Genomic DNA, 24,241 nt, shown 5'->3' with positions numbered 1-24,241 from the left:
TTGCGGTTGATGTTTTCAAAGGTCATATTATAAATAGGATGACCATACAAGTGGCGCCTTTGGTCGTAGGCGTCGCAGGCTTTCCCGCATGACATCGCCGCATTTCACCATCCGAAGCGTCAAGGCCTTTGGCTATCGCTACCCGCTGACCACGCCGGTTATCACGTCCTTCGGGCGGATGAAGGATCGGCCGGCCGTCTTCGTCCGCGTCGAGGACGGCGACGACAATGTCGGCTGGGGTGAAGTGTGGTGCAATTTTCCAGCACCGGGAGCCGAACATCGTGTTCGGCTCGTCAACGAGGTGCTTGCGCCAGCTCTGGTCGGATTCACCGCCTCCGAGCCGTCCGCCGCGTTCGAGCATCTGACACGGGGAACCTCGGTGCTTGCGCTGCAATCTGGCGAAGCCGGCCCGTTTGCGCAGGCGATCGCCGGCATCGATCTCGCCGTCTGGGATCTCTTCGCGCGCCTCCAGAACGTTGCGTTGTGGAAGCTGCTCGGCGGGGCGAGGGGCACGATCAAGGTCTACGCCAGCGGCATCAATCCGGTCGGGTCCGAGCAGACGGCCGAAGCGGCCCTGAGCCGCGGATACCGCGCGTTGAAGCTGAAGATCGGCTTCGATCCGGCAACCGACCGCGCCAATCTCGCCGCGCTGCGCCGTCTTGTGGGCGAAGGTCTGCTGGCCGCCGACGTCAATCAGGGCTGGACCATTGCGCAGGCATTGGAGCTCGCGCCGCAACTGGAGCACTTCGGTCTCGCCTGGCTCGAGGAGCCGATCGGCGCCGATCGTCCCCGGCGGGAATGGGCGCAATTGCGCGAGGCCATCCGCTTTCCGCTCGCGGCCGGTGAGAACATCGCGAGCCATGCCGGCTTTGCCGAGGTGCTGCGTGAGCCGGTGCTCGGTGTCGTCCAGCCGGACATCGCCAAATGGGGCGGGTTGTCGGCTTGCGCTGGCATCGCGCGCGATATCCTTGCGTCGGGAAAGATGTTCTGCCCGCACTATCTCGGCGCCGGCATCGGCCTCCTGGCATCCGCGCATCTTCTCGCCGGCGTGGGCGGCGACGGGCTGCTCGAAGTCGACAGCAACGAAAACCCGCTGCGCGACCGCTTCTGCGGTCCCGTGCTCGATGTCCACGACGGCATGATCACGCTCGGCGACGAGGCAGGTCTCGGCATTACGCCCGATCTTGCCGCCATCGAACAATACCGGACGATCTGATGTCATCACGCGGCTACGACTACATCATCGTCGGCGCGGGCTCGGCCGGCTGCGTCGTTGCCAACCGGCTGTCGGCCGATCCGTCCTGCCGCGTGCTGTTGCTGGAGGCCGGCGGATCGGATCGAAATTTCTGGCTCAAACTTCCGGTTGGGTACTACCGGACCATCTACAACGAGCGCTTCTCGCGCCTGTTCAGGACCGAGCCCTCGGAAGGGAGCGGCGGTCGTGCCATCGTCTGGCCGCGTGGCCGCGTGCTCGGCGGTTCCTCGTCGATCAATGGACTGATCTTCATCCGGGGCCAGCACGAAGACTTCGACGATTGGGAACACCTCGGCGCCGAGGGCTGGAGCTATCGCGAGATCCTGCCGTATTTTCGGCGCTACGAACGTTACCGGGGGGGCGAGAGCCAGTTTCATGGCGGGCTCGGGGAGTTCGAGGTTTCCGATCTCCGCAATGACAACCAGGCATCGAAGGCCTGGGTCGAGGCGGGTGTAGAGTTCGGTCTGCCGCGCAATCCCGACTTCAACGGTGCCACGACGCTGGGCGTCGGCACCTACCAGCTCGGCATCGGGCGGCACTGGCGGACCAGTTCGGCCTCTGCGTTTCTGCGCCCCGTCGCCAGCCGTCCGAACCTTACCATCGTCACCCAGGCACAAGTCAGCAGGGTCGTTTTCAACGGTAGCGTCGCCACCGGCGTCGAGTGGATCAGCAAGGGGCAGGTCCGCAGCGCGACGGCTGATCGTGAGATCATCCTGTCCGGCGGCGCGCTGCAGTCGCCGCAGATCCTCCAGCTCTCCGGCGTTGGTCCAGCCGATCTGCTGCGCAAGCTCGGCATTCCCATTATTGCCGAGTCTCCGGAGGTCGGCGCCAATCTCCAGGACCACTATCAGGCCCGGCTGATCGTCCGCCTCAAGGAGCGGATCTCGCTCAACGACCAGGTCCGCAATCCCGTCGAGCTTGCGAAGATGGGCCTGCAGTGGATGCTCGCGGGCAGCGGCCCGCTGACGGTCGGGGCGGGGCAGGTGGGCGGCGCAGCCTGCACGGAATACGCGGTCGGCGGACGGCCGGACGTGCAGTTCAACGTGATGCCGCTCTCGGTCGACAAGCCCGGCGAGCCCCTGCACGGCTATTCCGGCTTCACCGCCTCGGTCTGGCAGTGCCACGCAAGGTCGCGCGGACGGCTTGCGATCAGCTCCACCGATCCGTTCGAGCAGCCGCGTATCGAGCCGAATTATTTTGCCGAGGAGATCGACCGCAAGACCATTGTTGCGGGTCTGAAGATTCTCCGCGAGATTTATCAGCAGAGGGCGTTTCGCCCGCTCTGGGACATCGAGATGGTGCCGGGCGAGGCGGCAAGGGATGATGCCGGGCTGTGGGATTTTGCACGCAATACCGGGGGCACGGTGTTTCACTGCGTCGGGACGTGTCGCATGGGCGGCGACGCGCAGGCCGTGCTCGATCCGCAGCTGCGCGTGCGCGGCGTTGAGCGGCTGCGGGTGATCGACGCCTCGGTGATGCCGCAGATCACGTCGGCCAACACCAACGCGACCAGCCTGATGATCGGCGAACGCGGTGCCGCGCTGGTTATGGCTTGATCGCGCGGCCTGAATTCCGGAGGGCGAGATGGAATTGAGTTCCGATAGTCACGTCCCCAAATACGCGCAGATCGCCGACATCTTCCGGCAGCGGATCGCGCGCGGCGTCTGGACTCAGGGCTTTCGCCTGCCCGCCAACGAGGAACTGGCGGCCGAGTTCGGCGTGTCGCGCGTCACGATCAGGCAGGCGGTGGAGCTGCTCGCCCGCGACGGCGTGATCGAGGCGCAGCAGGGCCGCGGCACCTTCGTCACGGGGATCGTGCGGCACGATCGCTGGCTCAAGGTCGAGACCACGCTGTCCGATCTCGCCGACATGTATCGCGACACCTCGCCCGAGATCATCAACATCTCGGAAAGTCGCAGCAATGCCCCGCTGCTTCCCGGGGACGGCAAGCCGGCCGAAAAGTACGTCTTCATGCGTCGGCTGCATTCGCGGCAGAAGCAGCCTTACTGCGTCATTTCCATCTATCTCGACGAGAAGATCTTCCGCAGGTCACCGAAGCGTTTTCGCAACGAGACCGTGATTCCGATCCTGAACGATCTCAGGGATCCCGCCATCGCCAGCGCGCGCCAGACCCTGACGATAGGTGCCGCGGACATCGAAGCCGCGCGGCTGCTGCGCGTGCCGCTGAATTCGCCGGTAGCAGAAGTCCGCCGCATCTTCACGACCGCGGACCGCACCGTGATCTATCTCGGCGAAGTCACCTATCGCGGCGACTTCGTGCGGATCGACATGGATCTGCGGCCCTAGCCCTCTCAACGCGAGAACAGTTCCTGGTTCCGGCGCTCGAGCTCCTCCCCGTAGGTGCGCAGGACGTGGGCTTCACTCAAGGTGCCGATCGTCGCGCGATGATCGGTGCGATCGACGACCGCGAGCACATCGGCCTCGCTGCGTTCAAAGGCCTTCAGGATCTCGCGCACCGGCGTGGTCGGGAGCAGGCACTCATCCTGTTGCTGGGCCAGTGACCCCAGCTGCTCGTCGTCCTGGTTGGCGACGGAATGCAGCGTCGCGGCAGGCACGATGCCCGCATAGATGCCGCTGGGATCGTGGAGCACGATCTGGCGAACCTGTGCCGGCGAGAACAGCTTTTGCGCCTCGCCGATCGGCATCGTCGTCAGCGCGTTCTCGAAGTCGGTGCGCATCAGCGAAGCCGCGCTCATCTGCCGGACCCAGCCGATGTCTTGCGGGCCGCGGATCACCTCGCCGCGCAGATGGAAGCGCCATGTGGCGAAGCTGTAGCCGAACAGCTCGCGCACGATCAGCGCGCAGACCGACGACGCGACCACCGCTCCAACGGTGACGGAGAAATCGCCGGTGATCTCGAGCGCAAGACACACCATGCTGAACGGCGCGCCAAGGACGCCCGTCCCGAGTGCGGCGAGCGCCGCGATTGCGGCCGTGCCGGGTTGAAGCGCCAGCGCGGGAAGAGGGCCCGTCAGCACGATGCTGTAGAGCTGCCCGATCAGCGCACCCAGCAACAGCGAGGCGAAGAACAGGCCGCCGCGGAAACCGGAGCCGAGCGAGATGGCGGAGGCCAGGATCTTGAACACGATCGTGGTCGTGAGCAGAAGCCAGGTCGGATTGCTGACGAGCAGGATCTGCATCGCGCCGTGACCGGCGCCGAGCACAGTGGGCGTCAGCAAGGCGAGACCGCCGAGGAGGAGGCCGCCGAGAATTGGGCGCAGGAAGCCCTTGAACACCGTGATGCGCTGAAAGCAGCGCTCGGAGAATGCGACGGCGAGCATCACGAGGATGCTGACGAAGGCGCAGATGATGCCGATCAGCACGGTTTGCCCGATCATCTCGACGGAGACCGGCGAGGGGAAGCCGGGCACCATCAGGAAGGACTGGTGCGTCAATTGCCGCGCGACGAGCCATGCGGTGACGGCGCTGGCGATGACCGGCACGAGACCGGCGGACGTATAGGCGCCGAGCACGACCTCGAAGGCGTAGAAGGCGCCCGCGAGCGGTGCGGAAAACGCGGCGCTGATCGCCCCCGCGGCGCCGCAGGCCACCAGCAGCCGCATGTCGTTGCGACGGGCAGCCAGGCGCTGGCCGACATGAGAGCCGAACATCGAGCAGATCTGGGTATAGCCGGCCTCCAGCCCGACCGATCCGCCGAACCCGTTGGACAGCAGCGTCTGGATCGAAATCAGCAGGCTGCCGCGAAAGGACACCCGGCCGCCATAGAGCGCATTGGCCTCGATTGCGTCGGCGAGCTGCTGTCCCTTCACGCGCCTGGCGAAATATAGTCCGATCAGCGCGAGCACCAGGCCGCCGATCATCGGCACGAGCAGCGTGCGCTGCCAGGAGATCACGCCGGTGGCGCTGAGATGTGCATCGAAAGGAATGTCGAACAGCAGGGCGTGAGAAACCTGGCTGAGGCTCGAGATCGCAGCCACCAGCACGCCACTCAGCAGTCCGACGACGATCGCGACCAGCACAAGGCCGGTCTCGCGATTGCGCACGAAGTTGCGCAGGAACAACGGCAGCAGGCGGATTCCGGGAGCCGCGGCCGGCTTCGCAGGATGTGATGCCGGCGCCATCCTAGGCCGGATCCCGCGGCGGTTCGGCGCGCACGACGCGGAAGCCGATATTGCTGGACGCGGAGTCGGGCGTGTTGGAGCTTCGCGCCGCGACGCGGTAGCGATTGCAATAGGATTCGTGGCAGAGGAAGGATCCGCCGCGCATTGACCGGTTGGGAGCGGGCTCGCGGTTCAAGGGGTCTCGTGATGGCGTGAGGCGGTGATAGCTCGGCGAAAAATAGTCCTCGCACCATTCCCAGACGTTTCCGGCGACATTGTGCAGGCCATATCCGTTGGGCACGAAACTGTGAACCGGCGCCGTACCGAAATAGCCATCATCCACGGTGTTGCGGTCGGGGAAGTTGCCCTGCCAGATGTTGCAGCGATGCTTACCGCCCGGGTGCAGCTCGTTGCCCCAGGGGTAGGTAGCCTGGTCCAATCCGCCGCGCGCGGCCATCTCCCATTCCGCTTCGGTCGGAAGGTGCGTGCCGGACCATTCGCAATAAGCCTGTGCGTCGTTCCAGGAGACGTGGACGACGGGGTGATCGAGCCTGTCCAGGATGGTGCTCGCAGGTCCTTCCGGCTGCGCCCAATAGGCGCGCGTCACCGGGACCCACCATGGCGTTTCCTGAACGCGCGTCGTGCGGGCCGCACGTGTCTCTTCCGGCAACAGCCCGTCGAAGACAAAGCTCCAGCCGTAGCGTTCGGCATCCGTCGTGTAGCCTGTGGACCGGACGAAGTCGCCGAATTGCAGATTGCTCACGGCGTGGCAGGCAATGGCAAACGGCGACAACGTCACCAGCCGTACGGGGCCTTCGCCGTCCTCGACGAAGCCGGTACCGGCGGCGGATCCCATGTGGAAGGTTCCGCCGATCAGCGAGCTCCAGCGGCGCAGGATCGGAGTTGGACTGGGAGTGATCGCCGCTTGCGCATCCTCGCCCGTCGCCGGCCCGCTGCTGGCGGCGCGCTGGGTGCAACAGTGTGAGCGATCCCCGGCCATGTCCTATTTCTGCTTCTCTTCCTCCCAGAAGGCTGTGCCGCCTTCCGCCTTCATCAACTCCAGAATCTTCTCGCGCGGGATCACGCCGCAGCGATTGGCCCATTGCTGATACTGCGCCGTCATCTCGCGGACGCGATCCGGATGCTGCGCGGCGAGATCGTTCATCTCGGTGCGGTCCGTCTCCATGTCGTAGAGCTCCCAGGGGCCGGGATACTTCCGCACTAGCTTCCACTTGCCGACGCGGACGGCCGCGTTGCCCTCGTGCTCCCAGAACAGCGGGCTACGGTTGCCATAGGCCGAGGCGAATGACGGCACCAGGCTCTCGCCTTCGCAGGGCAGGATGGCGTTGCCGTTATACTCCTTGGGATAGGTGGCGCCGGTGACGTCGAGGATGGTCGCCATCACGTCGGTGAGCTGGCTCGGATTGTGCCGCAGGCCGCCTCTCTCGGAAATGCCGCGCGGCCAATGCACGATGAACGGGGTTGCGATGCCGCCTTCGTGGATCCAGTGCTTGTAGAGACGGAACGGCGTGTTGGAGAGGTTGGCCCAGGCGGTGCCGTAGCTCTGGTAGGTGTCCTCGGCGCCGGGCATCAGGGTCGGGTCATTGCCGAAGTGCACCGGTCTGCCGTCGCGCGTCTTCGCCTGCGCGATCATGAGCTGGTCGACCAGCTCCTTTGCCGTGACGCCTTCCGGAATGTCCTCGGCGCAGGCGCCGTTGTCGGAGAGGAAGATGATCAGCGTGTTGTCCATCTGGCCGGTCTCGTCCAGCGCCTTCAGGATGCGGCCGATGCCCTGGTCCATGCGGTCGATCTGGGCCGCGTAGACCTCCATGCAGCGCAACGTCCATCCGCGCTGCTCCGCGTCGGTCCACGGCGGCTGGGTCGGATCGCGATCGGTCAGGCGCCAGTTCGGATGGATGATGCCGTCGTCGACGAGGCGCTTGAGGCGCTCCTCCCGCAGCCTGTCCCAGCCCGCATCGAAGCGGCCCTTGTACTTGGCGATATCCTCGTCATGGGCGTGGAGCGGCCAGTGCGGCGCCGTATAGGCGACGTACTGGAAGAATGGCGCGTCGGGCTTCTGCGCCTTGTGCTGGCGGATGAAGGCGGCAGCCTGATCGCTGATCGCATCGGTGTAGAAGAACGAGGGATCCTTCACCGCCTCGTGCTCGATATTGTCGTTGCCGCGGGTGAGCGTATTGGGATGGTAAAAGGAGCCGGCGCCGATGATGGTGCCGTAGAAGTGGTCGAAGCCGCGCTGCATCGGCCATGCGTCGGTCGGCTCCGTCAGGCTGCTGGCGATGTGCCATTTGCCGCTGAGGTAGGACGTGTAGTTCTTGCTTTTCAGCGCCTCGGCGATCGTCACGCAGCTTTTGTTCAGGTTGCCGGCATAGCCTTCCGGGCCGTTGCTGTAGGTAAGGATGCCGATGCCGGTCTGGTGCGGATGCAGGCCGGTGAGCAGCGAGGCGCGTGAAGGGCTGCAGCGTGCGGTGTTGTAGAACTGCGAATAGCGCAAGCCATTCGCCGCGAGGCGGTCGAGGTTCGGCGTCTGGATCTCGCCGCCGTAACAGCCGATGTCCGAGAAGCCCATGTCGTCGTTGAGGATGAGCAGGATGTTGGGGCTATCGGGGGTCTTTGCGCCATTCGGCATGTTTGTGTCCTCGTTCTCGACGTGTGGCGGTTAGTGGCGGCGCGTCAGGCTGATGCTGAGGCGGAAATATTTCGGCAAGTACACGGCGCGCAGCAGCTCGAGCGCCCGTCCGTCCTTGCCGAAAGTGACGCGCTCGATGGACAGCAGGGGCGAGCCGACCTTGACCCCCAGCAGCTTGGCGCTGCCGGCGTCGGCGAGGTCGGCGCTGATGGTCTGCTGGGCGTCCTTGATGGCGAGGCCAAGCTCGTCCTCGAAGACGCGGTACATGATGATCGAGACCAGATCGCGCCTCTCGAGCTCGAGACCGATATCCGGGGGATAGAAGGCGTGCTCGATGGCGATCGGCGTGTCGTCCGCGAGCCGCAAGCGCCGGAGCTGCCAGACGGCACGCTCGCGCAGCTGCTCGCGAACGGCGGCGTCGTGTCGGTTGGTCATGCCCTGCTGCAGGATCGTGGCGCCGGCCTGGTAGCCGGCATCGCGGATGGTTTCCGAGAAGCCCATGAGGTGGCCGACCCAGTTCTCGGGCTGGTTCGAGCGCAGGAAGGTGCCGCGGCCGCGCGAGCGGTCGAACATGCCTTCGTTCACGAGGGGGGCTATGGCGTTGCGGATGGTGATGCGGCTGACGCCGAAATGGCGGCCAAGCTCGGCCTCGGTCATCAGGCGGCCGGTCGCATCGATCAGCTTGCCGTCGCGCACCTGGCTGCGAATGGATTCACGGATCTGGATATGCAGGGGCGTTGATCCCTCCGCAACGACATCGCTGCCGAGCGGCGCGGGCTTCTTCTTGCGTGTTTGAATAGTCATGGTGTCAGAGCCGCATGCGTGTTGCTGGATCGAACAGATGAATGTCTTGAGGTCGGGCCGTGATCGAGATCGTGTCGCCCTCGCCGGGAATGTTGCCGTCGGCGACGCGCATGCGGATCATGGTGCCGGCGCAGTCGAGGTCGAGCACGGCGGTATCGCCGAGATCCTCGATCAGGTCGACGCGCGCGCTGAGGCCACCCTCCGCCATGCGGAGGGCGCCGGGCCGAAGCCCGACCACCACGTCGCGCTCACCTGCGGTCGTGGCCGTCGTCTTGAGGCGATGGCCCGCGATGATGACGTCGCCATCCACGTAGCGGGCGGGGACGAGGTTCATCGGGGGATTGCCGATGAAGCCGGCAATGTCGATCGAGTTCGGGCGGGCGAACACCTCCGCGGGCGTGCCGACCTGCTGGATCTCGCCCGACATGAACACCGCCATGCGGTCCGCAAGGGTCATGGCCTCTTCCTGGTCGTGGGTGACGTAGACGGCGGTGACGCCCAGCGAACGCTGCAGCTTCTTCAACTCGGCGCGGGTTTCCAGCCGCAGCTTCGCATCCAAGTTCGAGAGCGGCTCGTCGAGCAGAAACAGGCGAGCCTTGCGCACGATGGCGCGGGCCAGCGCGCAGCGCTGCTGCTGGCCGCCCGAGAGCTGGCCCGGCTTGCGATCGAGCAAATGGTCGATCTTCACCTTGCGCGCCGCGTCCTTCACGGCGGGCGTGATCTCGGACTTCGGCAGCTTCGCCATCTCCAGCGGAAAGGCGATGTTCTCGGCCACCGTCATGTGCGGGTAGAGCGCGTAGCTCTGGAACACCATGGCGATGTCGCGGTCCCGCGCATCGGTCGAGGTGACGTCCTTGTCGTCGATCAGAACGCGGCCGGCGGTCGGCGCATCGAGGCCTGCCAGGATGCGCAGCGTCGTGCTCTTGCCCGAGCCGGACGGGCCGAGCAGCGCGAAGAACTCGCCCGGTTTGATGTCGAAATTGACGCCCTTCAGAGCGGCGAACTCGCCGTGCATCTTGACGATGTTGCGAAAACTGACCTGACCCTGGCCGCTCATCGGCGTCCTCCGCCCTTGACTGCACCGACCGTCAGGCCCTTCACGATATGCTTCTGCGCGACCACGCCGAGGACGACGACAGGCAGCATGGCGAGAACCGAGACCGCGGCGAGCTTGGCCCACAGCGTCTGCTCGACGGAGACGAAATTGAACATGGCGACCGTGACCGGGCGCACCGTGTTGCCGCTGAGTACGACGGCGAACAAAAATTCGTTCCACGCATTGAGAAACACGAACACGACCGTCACGGCGATGCCGCCACGGACCTGCGGAATGATGATCCGCCACAATGTCTTCAATCGGCTGGCGCCGTCGAGATAGGCGGCTTCCTCCATCTCGAAGGGAATGTCCTCGAAATAGGAGACCAGCAGCCATATAGCGAAGGGCAGGGAGAACGACAGATAGATCAGGATGATGCCCTGATAGGTGTCGATCCAGCCGATGTTCCGCAGCACCAGGAAGTACGGGATGATGATGCCGACCGGCGGCAGCATCTGCGTGGCCAGCACGTAGAAGCCCGCGAACTTCTTGCCGCGAAAGCGCAGGCGCGCCAGCGCATAGGCCGCGGGCACCGCCATCAGCATGGTGACCACGGTGGTGCCGACGGAGATGATGACGCTGGAGAGCAGGTTCGGCAGGATCGATCCCGAGCCGAGCAACACGTCGCGATAGGCTTCCCACGTCGGCGTGAACACCAGCTTGGGCGGATAGGCCAGCACGTCGGAATCGGTCTTGAGCGAATTCATGACGCTCCAGACGATCGGAAACGCCCAGGCGAGCAGGAAGACCGTGGAGATCGCGAGCAGGGCAATGATGCGGAGGCGCTTTGCGGTCATTTCGCCCTCCGCATCGCAAAAAGGATGCCGGAGATGATGATGGTCACGACCAGGAGGGCGACAGCGAGCGCTGAGCCGTAGCCGATCGACAGCTCGGTGAAGGACTTTCGGTACGCATAGAGATTGAGTATCTCGGTCGCCGTGCCGGGGCCGCCGGCGGTGACGGTGAAGATCGCTGCGAACGCGGTCAGCGCCACCATGGTCCGCATGATGATGACCATGACGATCGCCGGGCGCAGCAAGGGCAGGGTGATGCGGCGGAAGCGCTGCCAGGCCGAGGCGCGGTCGAGCCGCGCGGCCTCGTAGATGTCCTCGGGCAAGGAGGCCAGCGAGGCCAGCAGCACCATGAACGCGAACGGCGTCCACTGCCAGGTGTGGATCGCGATCACCGAGACCATCGCAAGCGTGGGATCGCCGAGCCAGTTCTTGCTGCCGAGGCCGGCGTTGATTGCGAGGAAATCGACGATGCCGAATTCCGGTGCCAGCATGAAGGTACGCCAGATCATGCCCACAACGGCCGGCGACAGCACCACGGGCAGGATGGCGATGACCCTGAACCAGCCCTGGCCGCGCTTCATGTCCATGACCAGCAAGGCGAGCGCGAGGCCAATGATGACCTGCAGCGCGACGGTCGAGCCGGTATAGACGAGGCTCACCAGCAGCGAGGTCCAGAAGCGCTCGTCGGAGAGGAGCACCTGGTAGTTCTCGAATCCGACGAAGCCGTTGGTGAACGGCATCGCCAGGTCCATCCGGAATGCGCTGGTATAGACCAGGAAGAGCAGCGGAAACGTCGTCGTGGCGAGCAGCGCAAGAAACGCCGGTGCAAGCAGGGCCGCTGCAAACCGGCGTTCGCGCTGTGCCAGGACGCGGCCGAAATCGCTGCGAGGCGCCTCGCTCGCGATCCCGGCCGATGTCACCGCTGTCGTCGCCATGGCTCAGCCGCGCATCATGGGTTCGATGCGGCGCTGCGCATCGTCCAGTGCGGCCTTGACCGTGGCCTGGCCGGAGAGGGCCGATTGGATCGCGGTCGCCATGGTGTCGCCGATCGCCGGCCATTGCGGCACGCGCGGACGCCAGTCGACGTCGGTGTCCTGCTGCAGCGCGCCCATCGTGGCCTCGACGAAGTTCTCGCCGAAGCCGTTCATCAGCTTGATGTAGTCGGGATCCTTCCACACCGAGGTTCGGTTGACGCCCGAGCGTTTGGTGGGGCCGGCGAACTTGTGCGCGGTGCGCGCCTGGGTCTCGGCGCTCGCGGCCCACTGGATGAACAGCCAGGTTGCTTTCCGCTTCTTCTCTGGCAACGCGGAATTGATCGGGAAGCCCCAGTTCCAGATCGACGTGGTGCGCTTGCCCGAGGGGCCCTTGGGCCAGCGCGCATAGGCGACCTTGCCGATCACTTTGGACTTCTCGGGATTGTTGATGACCGAAGCCGACGAGTGTGCGTCGATGTAGCTGGCGACGGTGCCTTGCGAGAATGCGTCGGCGATATCCGGCCAGTTCCAGTTGGCCGCCGCCGTCGGCGCGTACTTCTTCATGATGTCGACGTACCAGGCGAGCGCCGCCTCGGCCTCGGGGCCATTGACGGTGAGCTTGCCGCCCTTCATCCAGTCGCCGCCGAACTCGCGGAAGATCGACGGATAGATGTACATGTTCTGGCCGGCACCGGCGACGCCGCGCAGCGCTGCGCCCCAGACGCGATCGTTCGGTGTGTTCAACGCCGCGGCATTGGACATGTAGGCTTCTAGCGTGTCGGCCGGCTTCAGGCCTTTCGCGTCATAGAGGTCCTTGCGATAGACCTGAATGGTGACTTCGCCGTCATAGGGCATGCCATAGAGCTTGCCGTCGATGCCGTTGGCGCTGCGCCAGGCCGGAATGATGTCGTCGAGCTTGAACCAGGCCGGATCGGTCAGCGACTTGTCGGCGAGGTAAGTATCGAGCGGCTCGACCCATTTGTTCGCGGCATAGAGCGCGTAATACATGGGATCGGCGGCATGGGTCGCGTAGGTCCCGGTCTTCGAGGTCAGGTCGATGACGCTCTTCTGCCGGATCTGCGCCGGCGGGATCTTCTCGAAGCGGACGTCGATGCCGGTGAGCGCCTTGAACTGCGGCGCCAGTGCAATGAGGTTTTCGAAATAGCTCGCCGGGATCACGGCGACCGTGATGGTCTCGCCGGAGACTTGCTGCCAGTCGATCCGAGCGGATTTGTAGGGCGCGAGGTCGGCGTCCTGCGCGGCAGCCTGCCGGAGAAAGGCCGGGCCAAGTGTCGCGAAAGCTGCGGCGGCGGTTCCGGTCTTGAGTAGCGTTCGTCGCGTTGGCGTGAATGACGTCATGCTGTCCTCCCGAAAATCCGGATTTATACTTCCGGTTAGTTAGGACATTTGCCCAAATGTTATAACAAGTCAACCGCGACAAATTGGGTGTCCTCCGGCCGTTTGGCGCGGGGCGTGGAACGACCGCCGACCTCGCCTCCGGGAGGCGCGATCAGGGCGAGCAGCGATGAGATGCAGTTGCCGGCTAGATGTCGCCGAGGAGTTCGAAATCTGCGCGAGCGCCGCCGGCCGTATGGATCTGGCCGCTATATCGCTGTGCGCTCAGCTCGAACGCTGCCGGCAATCGGCCGTCGATGACGAGATGGTGGCATTCGTCGAGGTGGCCGCCGCGAACCGTTGCATTGCGCCCGAATTTGGTGATGTCGGCCACGAGCACGGACGTTCGTGAATTGGCGGCGATGGATTGGCGTGCCTTGACTTCATCGACATGGAAGTCGAGTAGCGAGCCGTCGGCATCGACGCCGCCGACGCCGAAGATTCCGAAGTCGGCGCGAAATCCCGAGAAGAAATGCACGGCGGCCTCGCCAATGATGTCGCGGTCGAGCGGCCGCAGCGTGCCGCCGGCGATGGTGATCTCCACGTCCGGATTATGCGAGAAGGCTGCGGCCACGTTCAGGCTGTTGGTAATCACCCGCAGATCCCGTCGACGGGAAAGTGCCTGCGCGACATATTCGGGCGTGGTGCCGAGCCCGATCATCAGCGACGTCCCGTCGGGAATGAGTTTGGCGGTCGCATGCGCGATCCGCCGCTTGGCTTCGGCGTTCAGCCTGTGTCTGCTGCTGTAGGCGAGGTTCTGATTCTGGACGGGGAGGCTGACCCCACCATGCACGCGCCGAAGCAATCCCTGGTCGCAGAGCGCATTCACAAGGCGGCGGATGGTCTGCTGGGTCACCTCGAAACGCGCCGCAAGCTGCTCGATGGAAGCGAAGCCTTGCTCGCGCACGATCTCCAGTATGTGGACCTGACGTGTCGTGGCGCTTCTGGCCATGAGCCCTCCGTTCGCGACAAAAGTATCATTTGAACGGCTAAGACGCAATTTTGTGTTTCATATGGTGTCACACTATGTTCATATGAACATAATAGTCGCTACGCCGATGAATGAGCGTGGCTCGAGGGAGGACGCATGGACTGGTCTTTGACTGGCACTGTGCTGCTCCGTTGGAGCGAGCCGCCATCAGCGTAGCTGCATCATGCTGAGAGCGAACCGGCCATGTCGGCGATTACGCTGAATCATGTCTCCAAGTCGTGGGGCGCGATGCGCGCCGTCGATGACATCAGTCTGACGGCGGACGAGGGCTCGCTGCTGGTGCTGCTGGGGCCGTCCGGCTGCGGTAAGTCGACCACGTTGCGGCTGATCGCCGGGCTCGAGGAGGCCGATGCCGGCACGATCGCTATCGGCGGCGTGGACGTGACCCGCCTGTCGCCGGCGGAGCGGAAGATCTCCATGGTCTTCCAATCCTATGCGCTGTTCCCGCATTTGAGCGTGGCCGAGAACATCATTTTCGGCCTGCGCGTGCGGCGGGTGTCGCGCGCCGAACGCGACGCCCGGCTTCGTCGCGTCGCCGACATCGTTGGTCTCGCGCATCTGCTCGATCGCAAGCCGTCGCAATTGTCGGGAGGGCAGCGCCAGCGCGTTGCGCTGGGACGCGCCATCATCGCCGAGGCGCGGGTCTGCCTCATGGACGAGCCGCTGTCGAACCTCGACGCCAAGCTGCGACACGAGATGCGAACGGAAATCCGCGCGTTGCAGCAGCGCCTCGGCATGACGATGGTCTACGTCACCCACGATCAGACCGAAGCCATGACGATGGCGGACCGCGTCGTCCTGATGCGCGATGGCCGTATCGAGCAGAATGGCTCGCCGGAAGAGCTCTACAACAGGCCGGCGACGGCGTTTACGGCGCGTTTCATCGGCACACCGCCGATGAACCTGGTGCGTCAGGGCGATCATCTGATCGGCATCCGGCCGGAGCACATTCGCATCGTGCCCGGTGGCGATCATGCCGCGCGGGTCAAGGCCGTCGAGCATCTCGGAGCCGACAGCATCGTGCTGTGCGACATCGACGGTCAGCCGATCTCGGTGCGGCTCGATGGGTTCAGCAAGGTTCAGCCCGGCGAGGATGTCCGGCTGGCCTGGGAGGCCGGTCACGAACATCGGTTCGATCCGGCTACGGAATGCCGATTGGAAACTTCAGCCAGGGAGGGCCGGCTGGCGACCTCCGCTGGATAGCAGCGGTGGCTTCAGGCGCTCGGCGGATTACAGAGGGAGAGAGAGATGTTTGCGCGACGAACGATGTTGATGGCAGCCGCACTTGCCGTGCTCTCGATGGGGGCACGTCCCGCCGCCGCGGTGGATCTGACCATGTACTATCCGGTCGCGGTCGGCGGTCCCGTCACCAAGATCATCGACGACATGGTCTCGCGCTTCGAGAAGGACAATCCGGACGTCAAGGTGACGGCAGTCTATGCCGGCAACTACACGGACACGATGACCAAGGCGATGACCGCCATGAAGGGCGGGCAGCCGCCGCAACTGTCGGTTCTGCTGTCGACCGACGTGTTCACGCTGATGGACGAGAACGCGATCGTGCCGTTTGACGATCTCGTCGGCGACAAGGCCTGGTTCAAGGAGTTCTATCCCGCGTTCATGGCCAACGGCCAGGTCGACGGCAAGACCTGGAGCATCCCGTTCCAGCGTTCGACCATCGTGCTGTACTGGAACAAGGACGCCTTCAAGGAAGCCGGCCTCGATCCCGAGAAGGCACCGGCGTCCTGGGACGAAATGGTCGAGATGTCGAAGAAGCTGGTCAAGAAGGAGGGCGCCAACACGACGCGTTGGGGCGTCGAGATCCCGACGACCGGCTACGGCTACTGGATGCTGCAGGCGCTCGCCATCGAGAACGGCCAGAAGATGATGAACGAGGCCGGCACCGAGGTGTACCTCACCGCGCCTAAGACGGTCGGCGCGCTCGACTACTGGGTCGACCTGTCGCGCAAGCACAACGTCATGCCGACCGGCAGCATCGACTGGGCGACGCTCCGCACCGACTTCCTCGAAGGCAAGACGGCGATGATGTGGCACACGACGGGTAACCTCACGGCCGTCAAGGACGCCGCAAAATTCCAGTTCGGCGTGGCCATGCTGCCGGCCAAGGAGCGGCGGGGATCGCCGACCGGCGGCGGCAGCTTCTACATCTTCAAGAACGCTTCGGCCGAGCAGCAGAAGGCCGCCGTCAAGTTCATCCAGTGGATGACGGCGCCCGAGCGTGCGGCGGAATGGAGCATGAAGACCGGCTACGTCGCAGTGTCGCCGGCCGCCTACAAGACCAAGGCGATGGAAGACTACGCCAAGGACTTCCCGCAGGCGACCGTCGCGCGCGATCAGCTCGAGCATGCCGTGCCGGAGCTCTCCGTCCACGAAAACGGCCGCATCTACAAGTTCGTGAACGATGCCGTGCAGGCCGCGGTCACGGGCTCGCAGAAGCCACAGGAAGCGCTGGCCGCCGCGCAGGCGCAGTCCGACCGCGTGCTGCGCGCCGCTAAGTAATCGCAAAGTAAGGGACGTGGCGGGGTGGCGGTTCGCCGCCATCCCGCCGGCTCCAGGATGACCGATCTCGCCGCCTTATCGCCAATCCCCGAACGCCGCGCCCGGTCGCAGGCGTGGTGGAATGCCGTGAATGCGTGGCTGCTGCTGTTGCCGGCGGCGGTCCTGCTGGTTGCCTTCACGCACTGGCCGATCCTGGCGACGATCCGGCATTCGCTGTTCATCACCAAGCGGAACGGCAGCGAGGTCTTCGTCGGGACGGACAGCTACCGGGCCATGGCGGCGGATCCGATCTTCTGGAAGGCGCTGGTCAACAATTTCTGGTTCGCACTCGGCACGATCCCGACGTCGATCGCGCTCGCCCTGATCATGGCGGTCTGGGTCAATCGCAACATGCGCGGCCGCGGCTTTCTGCGGCTGGCGTACTTCACGCCGACGGTGCTGCCGATGATCGCCGTCGCCAACATCTGGCTGTTCTTCTACACGCCGGATTACGGCGCGCTCGATCAGCTGCGCGGGCTGTTCGGCCTCGGCGGCTGGAACTGGCTCGGCGATCCCTCGACGGTGATGGGCTGCCTGATCGTCATGGTGATCTGGAAGGAAGCCGGGTTCTTCATGATCTTCTATCTGGCCGCGCTGCAGCAGCTCTCGCCGGATCTCGATGAAGCCGCCTCCATCGAAGGCGCGAGCCGGTGGTACACGTTCCGCCGCATCACGTTCCCGCTGCTGATGCCGACCACGCTGTTCGTGGCCATCAATGCGGTCATCAACTCGTTCAAGCTGGTGGATCATCTGGTCATCATGACCAAGGGCGGTCCGAACAACGCCAGCACGCTGCTGCTCTACTACATCTATGAGGTCGCCTTCACGTTTCAGGATTCCTCCTACGCGGCAACGCTGACGGTCGTGCTTCTCATGCTGCTGAGCGCGATTGCGCTGCTCAAGTTCGGCTATCTCGATCGCAGGATCCACTACCAATGAGAGGCCGGACACCTCCCGTCGAGGCCGTCGCAGCATGGCTCCTGGCTTTGATCTGGCTCGCCCCCTTGGCCTATGCCTTCTGGAGCGCGCTGCATCCGGCGGCCTATGCCACATCTTTCAGCCTGTCCGCGCCCTGGACGCTGGAGAATTTTGCCCGGGCCTGGAAGCAGGCGCCGTTCGGCCGGTACTACCTCAACACGGTCGTGCTGGTGACGTTCATCCTGGTCGGCCAGCTGATCCTGTCGACGCTGGCCGCCTATGCCTTTGCGCGCTTCAGATTCAGGGGCAGCGGCATTGCGTTTGCCCTCGTGCTGCTCCAGCTCATGATCATGCCCGACGTCCTCATCGTCGAGAACTATCGCGCGATCGCAAAGCTCGGCTTGCTCGATACGATTCCTGCCATCGCGCTGCCTTATCTGGCGAGCGCCTTTGGTATCTTCCTGTTGCGGCAGACTTTCAAGAGCGTGCCTCAGGAGCTGGTCGAAGCCGCCCGGGTCGAGGGAGCAGGCCCGCTGGTCATCCTTTGGCGGGTCTATGTGCCCTTGGCTCGGCCCACCTACGTCGCCTTCGGTCTCGTCTCCGTCAGTTATCACTGGAACAACTTCCTGTGGCCGCTGATCGTCACGAATTCGGTGGAGGCGCGGCCGCTCACGGTGGGGCTCGCCGTTTTCGGCGCTCCTGAGACCGGCGTGGATTGGTCGGTGATCACGGCCGCGACCGTGATGACGATGGCGCCGCTCCTGATCGCGTTCCTGCTGTTCCAGCGTCAGTTCGTTCAGTCATTCATGCGCGCGGGTATCCGGTGATGCGGCTTCTGACCTGGAACATACAGTGTGGCAAGGGGTGCGACGGAGTCACTGATCTCTCCAGGATCGTTGCCGTCGCGAGGCAAACGCTCGATGCGGACGTGTTCTGCTTCCAGGAGGTGAGCGCCAATTTTTCGAGATTTGGCGATGGCGCGGATCAGAGCGCTCAGTTCGCAGCCTTGCTGCCCGGCTACTCCGCGATATTCCGACCGGCGATCGAGACGATAGATCGCGTGGGCAGCCTTCACTGCTTCGGCAACATGACGCTGTCGCGATTGCCGGTGTTGCAGATCGCCAATCACCTCCTGCCGTTTCCGGGCGCGGGTGGGGTGCGCAGCATGCGCCGTCACGCCCTGGAGGTGACGCTTCAGGCCTCGTTTGGCGCTGTTCGCATCGTCAACACGCATCTCGAGTTTCATTCGGCCGATCAGCGTCAGGCGCAGATCACGCGGCTGCTCGACCTGCAGCAGGACGCATCCGGGAGCCCCAGGCAGGCCAGCTCCCGGCACGATGAGCCATATGGGAGCCAGACCGTCGCGGCGTCGAGCCTGATGTGCGGCGATTTCAATTTCGACGTCGCCGATCCCCAGCACGCCCTGATCGACCGCGCCGGCAGGCCCGGCTTGAATTATCGGGATGCGTGGGCCGCCAATCGTCCGGGGCGCCCGCGGGCGCCGACATGCGGCATCTTTGATCGCGCGCAATGGGCCGACGGGCCGGACTGTCGCGACTTCATCTTCGTCACGGAGGATCTGGTCAGTCGCGTGCGCGGCATCGAGGTCAACGCGGCAACCGATGCGTCCGACCACCAACCCCTCGGGATCGAGCTGGCTGACTAGAGAATGGCGAAGTCATCAAAGCTTGTCGTTGCAAGGAAGGGCAGGGTGCTCCTCGTCAGACGGCGGCGCGACAAGCGCTGGATGTTTCCGGGCGGCCGCAGGCGCGCCGGCGAGAGTGAGAGAAAGTGCCTCCATCGCGAGATCATGGAGGAGCTGCCCAAGCTCAGGCTTGGCGAGTTGAGGCTGTGGAAGGAAGTCAACGGCAAGAACCGCAGGTCCGGCCGAAGGATGAGCGATGCGATCTTCCTGGGCAAGAAGGCCTCGGGTCCCCTGAAGATCGGCGACAAGAAGGAGCTCGACCGGGCGGAATGGCGCAAGCCGCGCGGACTGAAGCTGACCGCAACCTCGCGCTACATTCGCGACAAGCTGTTTCCGAAATAGGCGAGGGCCTGGCTGTTCGCTGCGCGGAGCATTACAGGCGGTCTAACCCGTCGCGCGCGGGAGCATGCCCCTGGCCGTGATCTCGGCCGAGAGTTCTTCGATCGACTTGCGCTGCTCCATCGCGGTTCTGCGGATCAGGGCAAAGGCGGCAGGTTCGGCGAGCGCATGCGAATGCATCACCTGGAGAACGGCGGCGAGCACGACGCGACGCGACCGCAGGCGCTGCTCGAGCTTCAGAATCTGCTGCTTCAATTCGCCCGTGCGTTCGCTGCGCTCGAATGCCATGACGAGCGCTGCGTAGATGCCGGCGGACCGCAGCGGCTTGATCAGGAACGATGCCGGATCGAGCTCGAACACCAGCTTGAGGCGGCTCGGCGTTTCGGTGCCGAGCAGGGCGATGACGGGCGATCGCGCCAGCACCGCGCGTTGGGCCGGTTGCAGCAGGGGCAGGAACTCGTCGTCGATCAGCGATAGATCAGGGGCGAAGCCGACGGGGTCCGCCGGCGTCCACGCGACACCCTCGATCCCGAGACGTTCGAACTGTCGTCGCACGATGGTTGAGTCGCGCTCGTCCCTGATGGCGACGAGCGCCTTGCGTCCGCGTAGCGAAAATGAAGACGGTCTGCTCATTTTACAACCCGCAAATGCGGCGCGTTCGGCAATGCGCCGCCCGCCGAGGTTTCTTTCGACGGGCTGACGGCAACGTCGAGCTGCGTCAGGTAGGGATCAGGCTTAACAGGCGCGTCGGCTTCCCAGAAGATATCAAACTGTCCTTGCGGATTGGATACGGCAAGCCGCGGTGTAAGGACGCAATGATTGTTGCCGCCGTCGATCCACACCGGTCCTTGCGGTGAATTGTAGCGATAGCCCGCCGCGGCGCGCCGCACCTCCGCAATAGCGGACGTGCCCGCGCGTTGCAGCGCGCGCGCCAGCAGATAGACCGCGACATAGGCGGATTGCCCGTCCACGGACGGACTGCTGTCCTCGCCATAGCGTGCCTTCCAGCGCGCGACGAAGGCGCGGTTCTCCGGCAGGCGGATGCTCTCGAAATAGGCCGACGAGGTGATGCAGCCAGCCGATGCCGGCCCGACGATCGCCAGTTCCGGCTCGCACAGGCTGCAGCTCAGCATGGGAATTTCGAGGCCGGCGGCCTTGGTGCCGGCGTCAAAGGCGCGGATGAAGTCGTAGCTCGAGCTTCCGACCAGCGTGTTGAACACGATCGGCGGCTTGCGGCGGATAATCTCGTCGACGATGTGGCCGACGGCGCTTTCGCCAAGCTCGAGCAGTCGCTCGGCGAGGATGTGGCCATCTGCCGCGCTGACGAGTTCCCGGGTGACGCGATTGGTCTCCCAGGTCCACACATAGTTGGAGCCGACGCAGAAGATCTCCCGCGACAGATTGTCGAGCACGTAGCGGACCAGGGGCAGCACGTTGTGATTGGGCGAGGCGCCGACATAGATCACGTTGTCGGAGCACTCGAAGCCCTCGTAGCGGGCGGGATACCAGAGCAGGCGATCGGTGCGCTCGACGATCGGCAGCACCTGCTTGCGGGAGGCCGAGGTGTAGCAGCCGATGATGTGCTCGACGCCGACATTGCGGATGAGGTCGTCACAGACCGTGTGATATTCGGAGACGATGCCGCGAGGATCGCGAATGTGGGGCGTGATCGAGAAGTCGAACTCGGTCTGCGCGTTGATCTCGTCGACCGCCATCATCGCGCTCTTGAGGATCTCGCGTCCCATTGCCTGATAGGGCCCGGATTGCGAGCAGATGATGCCAACGGGAACAGACGGCTTTGTCATTGACGGCTTTCGATCGCGAAACGCGAAGATGAAATCATCATCGTCGATGACAGTGCAAGGGGCATTCAGTTGGCTTGCAGTCGGCTTGCCGTTTTGCTGCGCAGCACTCTCGAAATTTAGGCAGGCAGCATCGTTGACAACACGATAGGCAGTTACTTAGACTTTTCTCCTACAGGGCGACCTGTCGAACCTCGCGTGCGCTGATCTGGCCGATGACGTCCAGCTCTTTGCTACCCAACTGCTTCGTTCGATCACGGCCCCTAAGCGACCGATCATAGCCGCGGCATTTGAGCCATTCGTCACCTCATTCGGGAGGGGCGGGTGGCTTTTTCCGTTTTGCCGCCAGGACAGCTGGCGATGCGTCCGCATCGCCAGAACGGTGACGCATGCGCCAGCGGGCGATGCGTCATGTCGAGCGAGAGGATGAGGAGCGATGGCGGCAACGGATCTCCACTATCTTGGGCTCGTCGAGATCGGACAGAAGGTCCAGGCCAAGGAACTGTCATCGGTCGAAGTCACCAAGGCGATGCTCGGCCGGATCGACAAGCTCGACGGCAAGCTCAAGAGCTTTGCGCATGTGATGGCCGACTCGGCGCTCGCGGAAGCCGCTGCGGCCGAGAAGGAGATCGCCTCCGGCAAGATCAGGGGACCGCTGCACGGCGTGCCGGTTGCTGTGAAGGATCTCTGCTGGGCCAAGGGCGCGCCGGCCGGGCATGGCATGACGATCCATCGCGACTTCCGCCCGACCGAGGACGCCACGGTGGTTGCGCGGCTGAAGGAGGCCGGCGCGATCATCCTCGGCAAGCTGCAGCAGACCGAGGGCGCCTATGCCGATCATCATCCGAAGATCGACCCGCCGAAGAATCCGTGGAACGCGGATCTCTGGCCCGGCGCATCGTCGAGCGGTTCCGGCGTGGCGACCGCGGCCGGCCTCTGCTTCGGCTCGCTCGGCACCGATACCGGCGGCTCGATCCGCTTTCCGTCCGCGGCCAATGGCGTCACCGGGCTCAAGCCGACCTGGGGACGGGTCAGCCGCTATGGCGCCTTCGAGCTGGCAGCGACGCTGGACCACATCGGTCCGATGGCGCGAAGCGCGGTCGATTGCGGCGCCATTCTCGGCGTGATCGCGGGGCAGGACCCCAGGGATACGACGGCGGTGCCGCTGGCGGTTCCGGATTATCTTGCCGGGCTGACCGGCGATCTGCGCGGCGTGACCATCGGCATCGACCGGCGCTGGACCAGCGACGGCACCGACAGCGATGCGGCCAAGGTGCTGGCCGAAGGTCTGCGCGTCGCGGCCGATCTCGGCGCGAAGATCAAGGAGATCAACTTCCCCGATCCCAAGGCGATCATCGACGACTGGTTCCCGCTCTGCGGCATCGAAGTCGCGGTCGCGCATGAGGAGACCTATCCGGCGCGCAAGGACGAGTACGGCCCGGCGCTCGCAGGCCTGCTCGATCTCGGCCGGCAGCAATCCGGCATGGACTACCAGAAGATCGTGCTCCGCCGCGAAGCGTTTCGCGGCGCCGTGCGCGCGCTGTTCGAGAGCGTCGATCTTCTCGCGATCCCCGCGCAAGCCTTCGCCGCGCCGACTCTCGCAAAAATGGCAGCGCTCGGCGAGGACGCCTCGCTGATTGGAGGCCTGCTCCGCTTCACATGCCCGTTCGACATGACGGGAAGCCCGACCGTGACATTGCCCGGCGGCTTCGCCGCGAATGGCGGTCCGGTCGGCCTCCAGTTCGTCGGCCGTCACTTCGAAGAGGCCGGCCTCGTTCGCGCGGGCGATGCGTTCCAGCGCGTCACCGACTGGCACAAGCGTCATCCCGCGATCTGAGCCGAGGAGCCGATCTCATGTCCGAAGACTGGTTGAAGACGTCCATCATGGCCAAGCGCGCCGTCGCCAAGGGAGCGACCGGCGCGACCCATAGCCTGACCATCGAGCAGCAGGGGGACTTCCATTACGTCTACGGTCCCTATGCCAAGCCGACCCTGTCGATCGACCCCGGCGGGGTCGTCGTTGTCGAGACCGAAGATGCGTTCGGCGGCGTGCTGACCAAGGAGACCGACAGCCCCACCGCCAAGCTCAACTTTCCTTTCCTCAATCCGCAATGCGGGCCGATCGCGGTGAAGGGCGCCAAGAAGGGCGATTGCCTCGCGATCTACATCCGCGACGTCGAGACGCGGGGCGAGCAGCCGGCCGGCACGACCTGTATCATTCCGGAGTTCGGCGGACTGGTCGGAACCGGTTCGACGGCGCTGCTCAATCCGCCGCTGCCGGAGCGCGTGAAGAAGCTGCATGTCGACAGGAACGGCGTGCGCTGGAACGACAAGCTCACGCTGCCCTACGAGCCGTTCATCGGCACCATCGGCGTCTCGCCGGAGATCGAGGCGATCTCGTCGCTGCAGCCGGACTATCACGGCGGCAATATGGACCTGCCCGACGTCGCGCCGGGTGCGATCATCTATTTCCCGGTGCATACCGACGGCGGGATGCTCTACGTCGGCGACTGCCACGCGACGCAGGGCGATGGCGAGCTTTCGGGCGTGGCGATGGAGCAGCGCGCGACCGTCACGCTCCAGGTCGACCTGATCAAGAACTGGAGCTTCGCCTGGCCGCGGCTCGAGACGAAGGATTTCATCATGACGATCGGCAGCGCGCGTCCGCTCGAGGACGCCGCGCGCATCGCCTATCGCGAGCTGGTGCGGTGGATGGCGGCCGACTACGGCTTCGACGAGATCGACGCCTACATGCTGCTCAGCCAAGCCGGCCGCATGCGCCTCGGCAACATGGTCGACCCCAAATACACGATGGGGGCGTCCATCCTGAAGAATTACCTCAAGCCATGACATCCAATCATGACACCCAGCCGCTTTCAA

General features: G+C 64.5%; 22 protein-coding genes. 11 read left to right on the top strand and 11 right to left on the bottom strand.

Annotation, left to right across the window (positions count from 1 at the left end; all coding sequences use genetic code 11):
* The first annotated feature begins 88 nt into the window (after positions 1-88).
* From GGD61_RS27980 to GGD61_RS27970, 3 genes are read left to right on the top strand one after another with little or no spacing between them, the layout of a single operon-like run.
* The gene (locus GGD61_RS27980; protein ID WP_183231635.1) at positions 89-1,216 is read left to right on the top strand and encodes a mandelate racemase/muconate lactonizing enzyme family protein; all 1,128 of its coding nucleotides are present in this window, start codon (positions 89-91) and stop codon (positions 1,214-1,216) included.
* A complete protein-coding gene (locus GGD61_RS27975; protein WP_183231634.1) occupies positions 1,216-2,811 on the top strand; it encodes a GMC family oxidoreductase in 1,596 nt (531 codons plus the stop codon). Before GGD61_RS27980 ends, GGD61_RS27975 begins: the two co-directional genes overlap by 1 nt.
* A 28-nt stretch (positions 2,812-2,839) precedes the next feature.
* Positions 2,840-3,562 carry a GntR family transcriptional regulator gene (locus GGD61_RS27970; RefSeq protein ID WP_183231633.1) on the top strand — a complete coding sequence of 241 codons (723 nt, stop codon included), beginning with the start codon at positions 2,840-2,842 and terminating at the stop codon, positions 3,560-3,562.
* A 5-nt stretch (positions 3,563-3,567) separates the two neighbouring features.
* On the opposite strand, the gene GGD61_RS27965 is transcribed toward GGD61_RS27970, so the two are convergent.
* From GGD61_RS27965 to GGD61_RS27925, 9 genes are all read right to left on the bottom strand, one after another.
* Complete coding sequence (locus GGD61_RS27965; protein ID WP_183231632.1) at positions 3,568-5,358, bottom strand: chloride channel protein; 1,791 nt, start codon at positions 5,356-5,358, stop codon at positions 3,568-3,570.
* 1 nt (position 5,359) lies between these two features.
* On the bottom strand, positions 5,360-6,337 hold the full coding sequence (locus tag GGD61_RS27960) for a formylglycine-generating enzyme family protein (RefSeq protein WP_183231631.1): 978 nt from the start codon (positions 6,335-6,337) through the stop codon (positions 5,360-5,362).
* Positions 6,338-6,340: 3 nt separating this feature from the next.
* Positions 6,341-7,984, bottom strand: coding sequence for an arylsulfatase (locus GGD61_RS27955; protein WP_183231630.1), 1,644 nt, complete (start codon positions 7,982-7,984; stop codon positions 6,341-6,343).
* Between the two features lie 30 nt (positions 7,985-8,014).
* Positions 8,015-8,788 carry a GntR family transcriptional regulator gene (locus tag GGD61_RS27950; RefSeq protein ID WP_183231629.1) on the bottom strand — a complete coding sequence of 258 codons (774 nt, stop codon included), beginning with the start codon at positions 8,786-8,788 and terminating at the stop codon, positions 8,015-8,017.
* Positions 8,789-8,792: 4 nt separating this feature from the next.
* A complete protein-coding gene (locus GGD61_RS27945) occupies positions 8,793-9,845 on the bottom strand; it encodes an ABC transporter ATP-binding protein (RefSeq protein ID WP_210311210.1) in 1,053 nt (350 codons plus the stop codon).
* The gene (locus GGD61_RS27940; protein WP_183231628.1) at positions 9,842-10,681 is read right to left on the bottom strand and encodes a carbohydrate ABC transporter permease; all 840 of its coding nucleotides are present in this window, start codon (positions 10,679-10,681) and stop codon (positions 9,842-9,844) included. The genes GGD61_RS27945 and GGD61_RS27940 overlap by 4 nt, the downstream gene beginning before the upstream one ends.
* On the bottom strand, positions 10,678-11,613 hold the full coding sequence (locus GGD61_RS27935; protein ID WP_183231627.1) for a carbohydrate ABC transporter permease: 936 nt from the start codon (positions 11,611-11,613) through the stop codon (positions 10,678-10,680). Before GGD61_RS27935 ends, GGD61_RS27940 begins: the two co-directional genes overlap by 4 nt.
* Positions 11,614-11,616: 3 nt before the next feature.
* On the bottom strand, positions 11,617-13,011 hold the full coding sequence (locus GGD61_RS27930; RefSeq protein WP_183231626.1) for a sugar ABC transporter substrate-binding protein: 1,395 nt from the start codon (positions 13,009-13,011) through the stop codon (positions 11,617-11,619).
* 184 nt (positions 13,012-13,195) lie between these two features.
* Positions 13,196-13,999, bottom strand: a complete 804-nt coding sequence (locus GGD61_RS27925; RefSeq protein WP_183231664.1) for a DeoR/GlpR family DNA-binding transcription regulator — start codon at positions 13,997-13,999, stop codon at positions 13,196-13,198.
* 222 nt (positions 14,000-14,221) lie between these two features.
* On the opposite strand from GGD61_RS27925, the gene GGD61_RS27920 reads away from it, so the two are divergent.
* The 6 genes from GGD61_RS27920 to GGD61_RS27895 all read left to right on the top strand — a co-directional run bounded on the left by GGD61_RS27920 (position 14,222) and on the right by GGD61_RS27895 (position 19,562).
* Complete coding sequence (locus tag GGD61_RS27920) at positions 14,222-15,241, top strand: ABC transporter ATP-binding protein (protein WP_183231625.1); 1,020 nt, start codon at positions 14,222-14,224, stop codon at positions 15,239-15,241.
* 63 nt (positions 15,242-15,304) lie between these two features.
* Positions 15,305-16,558: an ABC transporter substrate-binding protein gene (locus GGD61_RS27915; RefSeq protein ID WP_183231663.1), complete on the top strand. Its 1,254-nt coding sequence runs from the start codon at positions 15,305-15,307 to the stop codon at positions 16,556-16,558.
* Positions 16,559-16,615: 57 nt separating this feature from the next.
* The gene (locus tag GGD61_RS27910) at positions 16,616-17,536 is read left to right on the top strand and encodes a carbohydrate ABC transporter permease (protein ID WP_210311218.1); all 921 of its coding nucleotides are present in this window, start codon (positions 16,616-16,618) and stop codon (positions 17,534-17,536) included.
* Entirely contained in the window at positions 17,533-18,342 is an 810-nt protein-coding gene (locus GGD61_RS27905) for a carbohydrate ABC transporter permease (protein WP_183231624.1), read from the top strand. Before GGD61_RS27910 ends, GGD61_RS27905 begins: the two co-directional genes overlap by 4 nt.
* Positions 18,342-19,181: an endonuclease/exonuclease/phosphatase family protein gene (locus GGD61_RS27900; protein WP_183231622.1), complete on the top strand. Its 840-nt coding sequence runs from the start codon at positions 18,342-18,344 to the stop codon at positions 19,179-19,181. The genes GGD61_RS27905 and GGD61_RS27900 overlap by 1 nt, the downstream gene beginning before the upstream one ends.
* 3 nt (positions 19,182-19,184) lie before the next feature.
* Entirely contained in the window at positions 19,185-19,562 is a 378-nt protein-coding gene (locus tag GGD61_RS27895) for an NUDIX hydrolase (protein ID WP_183231621.1), read from the top strand.
* A 42-nt stretch (positions 19,563-19,604) separates the two neighbouring features.
* Here GGD61_RS27895 and GGD61_RS27890 read toward each other — a convergent pair whose 3' ends face one another.
* A complete protein-coding gene (locus tag GGD61_RS27890) occupies positions 19,605-20,192 on the bottom strand; it encodes an ANTAR domain-containing response regulator (protein ID WP_183231620.1) in 588 nt (195 codons plus the stop codon).
* Positions 20,189-21,364 carry a transporter substrate-binding domain-containing protein gene (locus GGD61_RS27885; protein WP_183231619.1) on the bottom strand — a complete coding sequence of 392 codons (1,176 nt, stop codon included), beginning with the start codon at positions 21,362-21,364 and terminating at the stop codon, positions 20,189-20,191. Before GGD61_RS27885 ends, GGD61_RS27890 begins: the two co-directional genes overlap by 4 nt.
* Before the next feature lie 433 nt (positions 21,365-21,797).
* Between GGD61_RS27885 and GGD61_RS27880 the strand changes: the two genes are divergently transcribed.
* Together GGD61_RS27880 and GGD61_RS27875 are read left to right on the top strand one after the other, a co-directional pair.
* A complete protein-coding gene (locus tag GGD61_RS27880) occupies positions 21,798-23,198 on the top strand; it encodes an amidase (protein ID WP_183231618.1) in 1,401 nt (466 codons plus the stop codon).
* 17 nt (positions 23,199-23,215) lie between these two features.
* Positions 23,216-24,211, top strand: coding sequence for an acetamidase/formamidase family protein (locus GGD61_RS27875; RefSeq protein ID WP_183231617.1), 996 nt, complete (start codon positions 23,216-23,218; stop codon positions 24,209-24,211).
* Positions 24,212-24,241 lie beyond the last annotated feature (30 nt).

Origin of the sequence: Bradyrhizobium sp. SBR1B, from assembly GCF_014198205.1 — a bacterium.
GTDB lineage: Bacteria > Pseudomonadota > Alphaproteobacteria > Rhizobiales > Xanthobacteraceae > Bradyrhizobium.
The sequence above is the reverse complement of the archived record's forward strand: the minus strand, read 5'-3'. Positions and strand labels throughout refer to the sequence as shown.